Annotated in this window: 9 protein-coding genes; 7 read left to right on the plus strand and 2 right to left on the minus strand. The window is 59.6% G+C overall.

The features are described 5' to 3' along the window. Positions 1-642: 642 nt before the first annotated feature. Positions 643-1,593: an aldo/keto reductase gene (locus CRI94_RS17360; protein WP_098079366.1), complete on the minus strand. Its 951-nt coding sequence runs from the start codon at positions 1,591-1,593 to the stop codon at positions 643-645. Between the two features lie 341 nt (positions 1,594-1,934). Here CRI94_RS17360 and CRI94_RS17365 point away from each other — a divergent pair, with 341 nt between their 5' ends. The 5 genes from CRI94_RS17365 to CRI94_RS17385 all read left to right on the plus strand — a co-directional run bounded on the left by CRI94_RS17365 (position 1,935) and on the right by CRI94_RS17385 (position 7,371). Further along, positions 1,935-2,654 (plus strand): trimeric intracellular cation channel family protein, encoded by a 720-nt coding sequence (locus CRI94_RS17365; RefSeq protein ID WP_245846244.1) that lies wholly within the window; start codon positions 1,935-1,937, stop codon positions 2,652-2,654. 295 nt (positions 2,655-2,949) lie between these two features. After that, positions 2,950-4,152, plus strand: a complete 1,203-nt coding sequence (locus CRI94_RS17370) for a DUF1152 domain-containing protein (protein ID WP_179862389.1) — start codon at positions 2,950-2,952, stop codon at positions 4,150-4,152. A gap of 159 nt (positions 4,153-4,311) precedes the next feature. Then, the gene (locus CRI94_RS17375; RefSeq protein ID WP_098079375.1) at positions 4,312-4,923 is read left to right on the plus strand and encodes a class I SAM-dependent methyltransferase; all 612 of its coding nucleotides are present in this window, start codon (positions 4,312-4,314) and stop codon (positions 4,921-4,923) included. Between the two features lie 175 nt (positions 4,924-5,098). Continuing rightward, a complete protein-coding gene (locus tag CRI94_RS17380; RefSeq protein WP_245846245.1) occupies positions 5,099-6,220 on the plus strand; it encodes a S1C family serine protease in 1,122 nt (373 codons plus the stop codon). A gap of 80 nt (positions 6,221-6,300) precedes the next feature. Beyond that, complete coding sequence (locus CRI94_RS17385; protein ID WP_098079382.1) at positions 6,301-7,371, plus strand: NHL repeat-containing protein; 1,071 nt, start codon at positions 6,301-6,303, stop codon at positions 7,369-7,371. A gap of 514 nt (positions 7,372-7,885) precedes the next feature. Here the strand turns inward: CRI94_RS17385 and CRI94_RS17390 are convergent. Continuing rightward, positions 7,886-8,398, minus strand: a complete 513-nt coding sequence (locus tag CRI94_RS17390) for a hypothetical protein (protein WP_098079387.1) — start codon at positions 8,396-8,398, stop codon at positions 7,886-7,888. Between the two features lie 440 nt (positions 8,399-8,838). Here CRI94_RS17390 and CRI94_RS17395 point away from each other — a divergent pair, with 440 nt between their 5' ends. Continuing rightward, entirely contained in the window at positions 8,839-10,389 is a 1,551-nt protein-coding gene (locus tag CRI94_RS17395) for a magnesium chelatase ATPase subunit I (RefSeq protein WP_098079392.1), read from the plus strand. Between the two features lie 92 nt (positions 10,390-10,481). Next, positions 10,482-10,994 carry a GNAT family N-acetyltransferase gene (locus CRI94_RS17400; RefSeq protein ID WP_098079395.1) on the plus strand — a complete coding sequence of 171 codons (513 nt, stop codon included), beginning with the start codon at positions 10,482-10,484 and terminating at the stop codon, positions 10,992-10,994. Positions 10,995-11,288 lie beyond the last annotated feature (294 nt).

Genomic DNA, 11,288 nt, shown 5'->3' on the forward strand with positions numbered 1-11,288 from the left:
TCCGGGTCTTACGCAGTGGAGGAAGCTGTTGGCAAATGGCTCGCTCGATGCTATCTTGAAGGCGTCGGCTGTTGCTCATCGGTCCACACGGAGAAGTGAGTGGGTGTCCACCCTCAACCTTCGTGTGTGTCGCCGGTGATGCAACAGCCGTTTTGTATCAAATCTGAAACTGTCCGGTAGCTAGGGTTCAAGGTTCAAAGCTACCTACGGGACACGCTCATTAGAGCGTGTGTCATTTCAGCATTCCTCGGCGCGGCTGCTCCGAAGTGTGCGGGAGTATGTGGGTATGGGAGTGTGAGAGTGCGTCATTTCTCGACGATAACGCCTCGTTTCCGAGACGTGTGAGGCTGACGCGGTCCGTTTCTCGAAGTCGCACGGAACCATTCCGTGGTGGAATCAAACTGTCCGGTACCTAGAGCTCAAGGTTCAGGGTTGGTGAAGAGTCCTATGGCTGCGATCACGGTGAACGCCCCGTTTCCTGGCCCGCAAATCGTTCCTGTACGCTTTTTCCGCTTTCACACCCGCATACTTTAACACGTTCACACTTCCACACTTCCACACCTAAACCGCCCCACCGCCTGAATTAACCCAGACGATGAGGCAGACTAACTTCGCACTTCGACCTTCAAATTTCGCCTTCGCCTAGCCCCACAGGTCTTCCATGGTGTACGGGCTTCCGTTCATGGCGAAGAACGAGCCGTCCACGTAGCGGCGTTCGCGGTTCAGTTCGGCAATGCGCTCCATGTCCTCGTCCGTGAGTTGCAGATCTTTGCTGGCAAAGTTCTCCTTGATCCTTCCTTCGTTGACGGATTTCGGAATGACGGCCGTGCCGCGGTGAATCGCCCAGCTGATCAGGACCTGTGCGGGTGTCGCACCGTGGTCGTCCGCGATGCCCCCGATGACCGGATCCTCCAGCAGGATCGGCTCATCATCGGCCTTCATTCCTTTGGGCCGATCTTTCGATCCGAGAGGCGAGTAGGCCGTCAGGTGAATATCGTTCTCGCGCGCGAACTCGAGCATCTCCGTTTGCTGCAGGTACGGATGTAGCTCGACCTGATTCATCTCCGGCGCGTGGTCGGCGGATTTCATCAGCGACTCCAGTTTCGCGACCTTGAAGTTCGAGACGCCGATGTGTTTGGCGAGGCCGGCATCAACGAGATCCTCCATCGCTGCCCATGTCTCTTCGAGCGGCACATCGTCCGTGCTCAAGAAATCGTCTGGGCCCTCCGGGATGTCCGTTCCGGGTTTCAGCGCGACCGGCCAGTGCATCAGGTACAGGTCGACCGAGTCAATCTGAAGGTCATTCAGTGTTTCTTCCAGAGCCGGGCGCACGTCCTCCGGTCGATGCGAATCGTTCCAGAGCTTCGACGTGATCCAGACATCCTCGGGATCAACAATGTCGTTCTTCACGGAGTCGGCAAGAGCCCGACCGACCTCCGGCTCGTTCCCGTAAATCGGTGCGCAGTCGATGTGACGGTAACCGGCTTCAAGAGCGATCTTCACCGCTTCGTAGACCTCGCCAGGAGCCGACTTCCACGTCCCCAGGCCAAGGATCGGCATTTCGTCATCGTTCGCAAACGAAAGAGTTTTCATCGTCCAGTGGAGGCTCGTTTTTTCGAATAGAAGAACTCGGACACGTTGGCACGCTGAGTGCGCATCATCCCGACACGGTGCCCGATCAGTCATTATCCATCACTACAGAGTGCCTGAACGCATGCACTGATGAGTTGCTTCGTAACGATCTCCTTGAACGGGTTGTCCTCCATGATCTTTCTGTTACTCGCTCCCGTTCTCCAGTGACGCATGTGGAAATCGATGTCTTCGGAGCCAACTCGGATTCTTCACGCGAAAAAGTGGGCGTGCTCGGCACAAAGCGTCCCGACGCCGGTCTTCATCGCACACTGCTGGCTTCTACCACACCACGTTTCCGACTCGTGAGCGAATTCTTTTACGCCCATCTTGTCGATCTGTCACGCACATCTCCGGGCGAGGTGCTGTACGCGTTGGATCTGTTTGGAACGGTGGTGTTCGCGATATCGGGTGCCCTCGCGGCAGGCCGTCGACGCATGGACCTGTTCGGTGTCCTGGTCATCGCGGCAGTCACGGCCATCGGGGGCGGAACGACGCGTGATTTGCTTCTCGACCGTCACCCTGTCTTCTGGATCGATGACGGGGCGTATCTCATCGGAATTGCCGGCGCAGCACTTCTTACGTTTGCGTACACGAGATATATTCGCCCCCCTGAAAATGCACTTCTGTATGCCGATGCCTTCGGGCTCGCCGTCTTTGCCGTTGTCGGAGCCCGGGTCGCGGCCGATCACGGCGCCGGATCCGTCATTGTCGTGTTGATGGCGGGGATCACTGCGACGGTCGGTGGGATGATCCGGGACGTGTTGTGTGATGAAACGCCGCTTATCCTCCGGCGAGAAATTTACGCCACGGCGGCACTCGGTGGCGGAGCTTTGTATCTCGGCCTTCAGTACATGGGCATCGCACCGTGGAGCGCCGCAACGCTGACGATTATAGCGGTAACGGCAACGCGCCTGGCCGCACTGCGGTGGACGTTGCATCTGCCGTCGTACCAGATCGACGATGAGGCGAAGGGAAAAACGGCGACCACGGAAGACGTACCCTCGCCGAAGGGACGAGCATAGCCGTTCACTTCGCTCGCCGCTGTCGGCTTTTTCGGACTGATGTGCCTCTGTTGGGGGGCGCAGGGCTGGCGATTCGCTACCGTGGCGCGGGATGATCGGTGGGGCGGTCAACGGTTGACTGCTGAACGGCACCGCCCGCAATGACATGTGCCGGAGACGTAATCTTCGACGGACAGCGGTGTCTATTGACGGGAACGTATCGACTCTGTCGCACCTCGGTCCCTCATGGGTGCAACCCCGACACTACCTGTCAATTTGGTGGCTCCACACTTTCTTCAATGGTCTATTTGGTGTCGTGGAGCACGTCAAAGATACGCTTATTTTTGCAGGGGGAGGCGGCGGTGACGCGCTGGCGGCTCTCATGGTCGCAGACGCGTTTGGCCTCGATCCAAAGCGAACGGCCTTCGCGACGCTCGTCTGGGAGCGCACGTTGTTTGACCCCGAGCCGGGACCCCGCGCGCCGGAAGACTTCGAAGCGATCCAGGCGGTCGGTGAGCATAACCACCGCATCACGGCCTCAAGTCGCCTCCGTGGGGATCGGACGACCTTCGTCCCGCGACTCGCCGAGTCGTTTGGTGTGTCGTACTACCTGATGGATGTGACCCGTGGCCCGGAGCGCGTTCGGACGCAGATCTCGGAGCTGCAGCAACGTCTCGGTTTCGACCGGGTGCTAGTCGTTGACGTAGGCGGGGATATTCTCGCACGCGGTCACGAGGAGATGCTGCGGAGCCCGCTCGCCGATGGTCTTGCTCTTGCCGGCACGCATGACCTGGATGCGGACGTGCGCGTCATCGTCACTGGGCTCGGCCTCGACGGCGAGCTGTCGGAGCAGGATGTCGCGGATGTGCACGCCGACCTGATTGAGGGCAACGACGATCTTACGACCGGCACGATCACGCCGGACACCGCTTCTCGATTTGCTTCAGCATTCCGTTGGTTGCCCTCCGAAGTGTCGGGACTCACGACGGCCGCCGCGCTCGGGCACCGGGGCACAGCCGAAATTCGGAGCTCCGGTCTGCGGGTCGAGCTGTCGGACGAGAGCTGCACGGTCCGAAGTTTTGCGCACGACGATGTGTACCAGCGGAATGAGATCGCGGCGGCGTTCGAGGGGATCTGCTCGATCGAGCAATGCGAGACCGTGCTCCAGGACTTTGGGCGGACGTCGGAGTTGGAGTATGAGCGACGGTCGCGCGACCGCCTGGAAACCACGGTCGAGTCGCGCACGATGAAGTCGCTACCACTGGAGGAGTTGGAGGCAGATCTGATCGACTATTCGGCCACCGTCCAGGAAGAGGGCGTGCAGTACTTGAGTATTCGCCGGATTGCGAAGGTACTCGATCTGCAGCGACATGAACTGGAATCGTTCAAGACCTATCTCGCTGAAAATCACGCAGATCGATTCCAGCCGCCGATCTGGACGTGCTCGGCATCTGCCAATGCCGGTCAAACCGATCCGGGCCGGTCGATCGGTTTCGCTCAGGTTGGCGGTCAGGGATAGTTGAGGTGTGAACGTATGGAAGGGGAATGTGTGAAAGGGGAGGGCACCGTCCCCTGCATTTCTATCGAACGCCCACCGTCGCACGGCCGTGCGACGGTGCGTGGGAATCGGACGACCCGTAGTTCTGAGCCTACTCCCTAAATTTATGCCTCAACCGCCGTGTCGCTCTACCAGAAAATCTTTGCTCACGGGCTGGCTCTAGGCGACGACGCGCAGCATCGCGTCTACGCCGACAGGAAGCAGGAGATGTTTGCCGATCTGTCGGGGACGGTGGTCGAAATTGGACCGGGGACGGGTGTCAATATTCCATATCTTCCGGATGGAATTCGGTGGCTGGGTCTCGAACCGAATCTCCACATGCACGACTTTCTGCGTAAAAAGCTCGGAGACCGCGATATCGATGCGGAGATTCTTGAGCGATCGATTCAAGAATCCGGTCTCGCGGACGCGAGCGCCGATTTCGTCATCAGCACCCTGGTGCTTTGCTCCGTTCCTGACGTTCCAGCTGCTATCGCCGAGATTCGACGCATCCTCAAGCCTGGTGGCTCCTTCCTCTTCATCGAACACGTCGCGGCTCCTCCGGGCGACTGGCTTCGGGTGGTTCAGTCCGGCATCCGTCCGGTCTGGCGACCACTGGGCGATGGCTGCTGTCCGGATCGCGATACGGGGAAGATGATCGAAGAAGCCGGATTCTCGTCCGTCGAATATGAGACGTTTCGAACGGGGCTTCCCGTCGTGTCCCCGCACATCGCTGGCCGAGCCGTGCGGTGATGACGGCATCATGCAACCGGTGCACTCGTGCGGAACCCTCGACGCTCGGTTGACTAAACCCCACGATTCCGTCAGTCGGATTGAAAGTGGGTCGGCGTTCTGGCGGAAGATGAGTTCGTTCGGTTCGATACCCAAAGGGAATATGCAAGGTGTTCGGTTGTTGTGGGGACTTGTGATGGTCCTCCTGTTAGCGGGATGCAACTCAGAGGTGCAATCGCAAGAAGTATCGCCGCCGCAGCGTCCGGCGGTGTCCGACACGGCGGCGATCAACCAGGAGATCGCCTCGTCGCGGCAGAATGCCATCACGCGTGCGGTGGCAGCGGTCTCGCCTGCCGTTGTGAACGTGAACGTGATCGAAGTTCGTCGTGTGCGCGATCCGATGGCGAGCTTCTACGACGATCCATTCTTCCGCAACTTCCTCCGCCGGCCGCGTGTCCGAGAGCAACAGGTGGAGAGCGTAGGCAGCGGGTTCATCATCTCGCCGGATGGCTACGTCGTCACAAATGACCACGTGGCGGGGAATGCCACGAAAATCGATGTTTTCCTGCCGGATGGACAGACCCTACCAGCAGAACTGGTCGGAAGCGATGCCGCAACCGATCTCGCGCTTCTGAAGGTCGAACCGGAGGAGGCGCTTCCGTACCTCGCCTTCGACACGACGTCGACCCCGATCGTTGGTGAATGGGTGATTGCGCTCGGGAATCCGTTTGGGCTGTTCGAGTCGGCGGAGCCATCCGTTACGGTTGGTGTCGTGAGCGCGAAGGACCGCAACTTGCAGTCCGGCCGTCGCGGACGTCTGTATCGCGACATGATCCAGACGGATGCGGCGATCAATCGGGGCAACTCGGGCGGACCGCTCGTGAGCGCGACAGGAGAGGTTATTGGCGTGAACACAGCGATTTACAGCGAGTCCGGTGGTTCCATCGGCATCGGCTTTGCCGTTCCGGCCCGGAAAGCGTTCCGAATTATTGAAGAGCTTCGGGAAAACGGTCGCGTCGATCGGTCGTACTACACGGGTCTGTACCTGACGACCGTCACGCAGCGCATCGCCAACATCCTGGAGCTGGACCGGGCGCGAGGCGTGCTGGTTCGCGACATCGATCCGAGCTCGCCGGCGGACGATGCAGGTCTTCAGGCGTACGACATTATCATCGGCATCAACGGAGAGAGGATCGACACGCAGGATGACTACGTCGCTCGCGTGTATGACTACCGTCCCGGCGACGAAATCCAGATGCGCGTGCTGCGCGACGGCCAAACCCTGACGCTTCCGTTGCGCCTCGGCCGCCAGGAATAACGCATCACCCTCATCCCCCACACCCCACACCTCATACCTCACACCCCACACCCCACACCTCATACCTCACACCCCACCCAATGCGTCCCCTCATCGTCTTGCTCATTGTCGCTGCATTCGTCGTCGGTTGCACGCCGTCCGGATGCCGCCGGGAGCAGGATCCGGCGCTCATGCCCGCCGACTCAACGTCTCGTGCCCTTGCTCAAGAGGCGCCCGTTGATTCACTCGCGTTGGCCTGGTCGGCAGGAGGGACGGACGACGAGCCGATGGCCTTTCCGCGAACGGTGCGCTTTCTGCCGGAGGGTGATCTTGTCGTGAGCGACGCAGAGCGGAACGTAGTCTATCGGTACACACGGGAGGGCGAGCATGTCGCGACGCTGACGCCGGAGGGTCTCGACGTGCCGTACCTGGCGGGTGTCCGTGGCGATACGCTCGTCATTTTCAACGCGGGAGCCGACCGGTTTGACCTCATTCTGAACGGTCAGCGCATCGACGACGCATCGACGCCCCTCCAGCGTCCGTCGGATCAGTCCCTCGCGTACGCCGTCGCCACCGACACCGCGCTGTACGCAAAGGTAGTCGGCGCCGACATTGCAAGTACGCTCGGTCGCGTGGCACCGTCCGGCCAGATGTCGCCGGCGATGGAGCTTCCAGGGCCGTTCTGGAGGCATGCCGGGTTTCTGCGCGTCTGGGATGACCGTCTCGTCAGCCTGACCGGCTATCGTCCGGTCGTAGACCTTCTGCCGCTACCCGGACTCGACGCCCGGCCGGATACCCTGGCTCTCACCGGGTTCGATTCGCCGATGCTTGAGCGCAGCTACCGCTTCCTCCGGGGCGATGTCGACAACGCTCCAGTGCTCACGGCTTCGGCAGCTCCGGCGGGCGACCGGCTCTATGTCCTGAATCTGCGGCCGACGAATATGCGTGTCGACATTTTCGATCGGGAGGGGCAGCTCCAGCGTGTGCTGTCGGGGGCGGGCGTGGACCCGGGAACTAGCTTTTATCCCCGGGACCTCGACGTTCGCACTTCGGGGGACACCGTGGACATCGCTGTGGCACTTACGCTGCCATCGCCGCAGCTTCGCCTCTACCGCTGGATTCGTGAAGACTCCCTGCGCGCCACAACGGACACGACGACGCTCGCGCGGTAGGCGGTATCGGGTGTTCTCATGTCGTTTCAACTTCAAAATATCGGTGTCTCAGACGGTCTCCGTTTAGCGGATCCGCCAGCTCCCGACAGTCGTCGGGACAAGCCTCAGCACGAGAACGTTTGAGAACCTGTTTGGTGGACAGCCTTCGGAGATTCAAAGATCCGGACCTCCCCACGGTCGGTCCTCGCGCCGCCTGCAATACACGGATGGGTTGAACTCGCGCACCGCGTCTAGGTCGTTATCGCGGAAGGACCGGCTCAGGTCTGCGAATAGACATGAACGGCCGCTCTTACGTTTTCACGACTCATCCGCCGAACAGGTTGTGACCGTATAACGTGGGTACGTTTTTCTGCCCAGATCAAGGCAGCTGAGTCGGCATCGCTAGGTCACCTCGACATTGTCATTCCGAAAACGTATTAGGGGCCACTCGACCCACAGAAGACGTACATCCAAACACGAAAGCCCGGACCGCCTGATTATTGGCGATCCGGGCTGTAACGTTTTACGGCTTCAACTAGAAGTAGTAGCGGAAGCCAATGCCTCCACCGAGATCCGCATCGGTTTCGGGCACGAGGTTGAAGCGTGGCGTGAGCTGGGCGTAGAGTTCGAAGCGCGGGTCAACCAGCAGGTTTAACCCGATTCGGCCACTGATTCCGAGCACCGCATCTTCGTCATCCGCATCGATGTTTGGGTTGTTATCATCAATTCCATTGTCGAGGAACCCGATATAGGCACCTGGACCGTAGAATAGCTCCAGGCCATCGACATTTTCGGCGTTGATCGGTCGGCTAAACTGGGCGTGTGCGTTGAAGAAAAAGAAGTCGTCGAGGTCCCAGGCCGCCAGAAAGTCGTACGACGGGGCGTTATCATTATGAAGTTTAAGGGTCACACCGGCCGGCGAACCCACCTGTCCTCCGAGGCCGACAGATCCTCCCGTTCGTTGAGCAAGACTGTCACCGGGGCCGAATGTGGCTCCGATCAAGAGCAAAGCGGTGGCGATGCAAGCAACGCGGTGGAAGAGTGTCATTATGAATGTTGTGGTCAGGGAAAAAGATGTTTGAAGCGCATCCTGTGGGGAGCGCTGTGCCACGTCATGGGAAGGGCGCCCGGTGGGGTGGCCTGGGAGGAGAGAGATCCCTGTATCGGTCCCTTCTCGGTGGCGAGAGGCAAGTGAAGTGCCTCATCCGGTCCGACGTATGAGGTGGGAGGAAAACAGGTCCGTTTAAAGGAAACGAATGGGTGAAGCGTCGGCGGCACGAACGAAACCCTCTCGTTTCGTGGCGGGACACTCCACCGTTTGGCTAGATCAATGACAACCAAGCGTTGCGGCACCGTTGCGGCTCACAGGGGAACAGCGAATTATACGTCGCGTGACACCGAGCGCTAGCGTCGGGTACCGAACACGGAATCTCTGCGTCGGCCCGCTGCCCACTCTTTCCGTCTCCGGTCGTACGAACTCCTTGCGTTATGGCACGCCTGTCTCCAGATGCTCCCCCGCCCGATATTTCGACGATTGGTGAATTGAAGGCGTCGGGTTACACGGTCCGGTCCGTGAAGTCCGAGATGCGTGCAAACCTGATGGCGAAGCTCCAGTCAGGGGAGGACATCTTCCCCGGAATCATTGGATACGATCGTACCGTGATTCCGCAAATTCAGAACGCGATTCTCGGGAAGCATGACATTATTCTTCTCGGGTTGCGAGGGCAGGCCAAGAGCCGGATTATTCGTATGCTTCCGAGCCTTCTGGACGACTACATTCCCGTTCTCGAAGGCACGCCCCTGAATGAGAACCCCTTCGCGCCCATAACGAAGCAGGGGCGAGACCTTGTCGACGAGCACGGTGACGACGCCCCGATTGCCTGGATGCCGCGGTCGGACCGGTACGGCGAGAAGTTGGCGACGCCGGACACGACCATAGCGGATCTGATTGGTGACATTGATCCGATCAAAGCGGCCAATCGGCGTCTCACGTATGCAGACGAAGAGGTGATTCACTTCGGGATTATCCCGCGTACGAATCGGGGGCTCTTTGCGATCAACGAGCTGCCTGACCTGCAGCCTCGTATTCAGGTCGGTCTGCTCAATATCATGGAGGAGCAGGACATCCAGATCCGTGGGTTCAACGTTCGCTTCCCGATGGATGTGATGATGGTGTTCTCTGCGAACCCGGAGGATTACACGAGTCGCGGCAACCTGATCACGCCGCTAAAAGACCGGATCGACAGCCAGATCATCACGCACTACCCGCGTACGATCGACGTCGGGATCGAGATTACGGAGAAAGAAGCCTGGCAAGATCGAGCGACCGAGAGCGACGGGCTGGCCGTGGACGTCCGTGTGCCACACTACTTCCGTGAGATTATCGAGCAGGTCGCGTTCGAAGCGCGTGAGAGTGAGTACATCGACCAGAAATCCGGCGTCTCCGTTCGCGTAACGCGGGCCGCGCTGGAAGACCTAATCTCTGCGGCGGAACGTCGGGCGCTGATCAACCAGGAGACGGAGACGACTGTCCGCATCGGTGATCTGATGCACATCGAGCCAGCGATTACCGGGAAGGTCGAACTCGTTTATGAGGGTGAGCAAGAGGGTGCCCAGAACGTGGCGTTGACGCTGATTGGCCGCTCCGTCCGGACGATTTTTACCCAGTACTTTCCCGATCCGTCCGACAAAGAATCGGGCCGCCCGGCGTATCGAGAAGTTCTGAGCTGGTTCTCGAAAGGAAATGCCATCGATCTCGAACAGGATCTTTCGTTTACAGATTACGCCCAGCGTCTTGACCAGGTTGAGGGACTCAAGTCCCTCGTCGACACGCACACGAGCCCGGGAAGCCCATCGGAGACGGCCTCAATGATGGAGTTCGTTCTGGAGGCATTGCACCAGAATTCGTTGATCGGCAAGGAGTTCGACGACGGTTCGCAGTCGTACAACGACATCATGGGCTCCGTGCTTGGCAACTTTGGCCCCCCGGACGATTCCGATTTCGACGATGAAGACGATCCTTTTGACCGATATCGATAGCTGGTCGGGCGCTCATCCCCCAGAGCTTACCCGCTTGTCTGTACCGAGAGTCGAGTCGCCTCAGTGCGCATCGCAAACTCCTCCCCATCCTGATGTCGGAATTAGACGTTCGCATCCGAAAAGCCACGCCGGACGACGCCGATGTTCTGGTCACTCTGATTCGTGAGCTGGCTGAATACGAAAAACTACTGGACGAGGCGGAGCCAGATGCCGATCGGCTGCGCGCTCAACTCCACGAAGACGCGCAACCGCGATGCGAAGCGCTCATTGCCGAAACCGTCGGAGAGGAGGGGGAGCCCGTCGGCTTCGCGCTGTTCTTCGCCAACTACTCGACCTTCCTCACGCGCTTCGGCATCTACCTCGAGGATCTGTTCGTGCGCCCCGAATTTCGGGGACAGGGCGTCGGCTTTCGTCTGCTACGCCGTGTCGCGACGATCGCTGCGGCGCGCGGGTGCGAGCGGATGGACTGGGCCGTTCTCAACTGGAATACGCCCGCCATCGACTTCTACCGCCAAATCGGCGCCGAACCGCTCGACGACTGGACGACGATGCGCCTCACGGGTGACGCGATCCACAGCCTGGCCGGAAAAGGTGGAGACGATTGAAGGTGTGAAGGTGTGAACGTGTCGAGGCGTGAACGTGTGGATGTTTGAGAATGAACCACCGTCGCACGGCCGTGCGACGGTGGTTTGCCTTGAACCCTGAACCCTGAACCCTAGCTACCGGACAGTTTCAGATTTGATACAAAACGGCTGTTGCATCACCGGCGACGCACACGAAGGTTGAGGGTGGACACCCACTCACTTCTCCGTGTGGACCGATGAGCAACAGCCGACGCCTTCAAGATAGCATCGAGCGAGCCATTTGCCAACAGCTTCCTCCACTGCGTAAGACCCGGA

This window comes from Longibacter salinarum (assembly GCF_002554795.1).
GTDB lineage: Bacteria > Bacteroidota > Rhodothermia > Rhodothermales > Salinibacteraceae > Longibacter > Longibacter salinarum.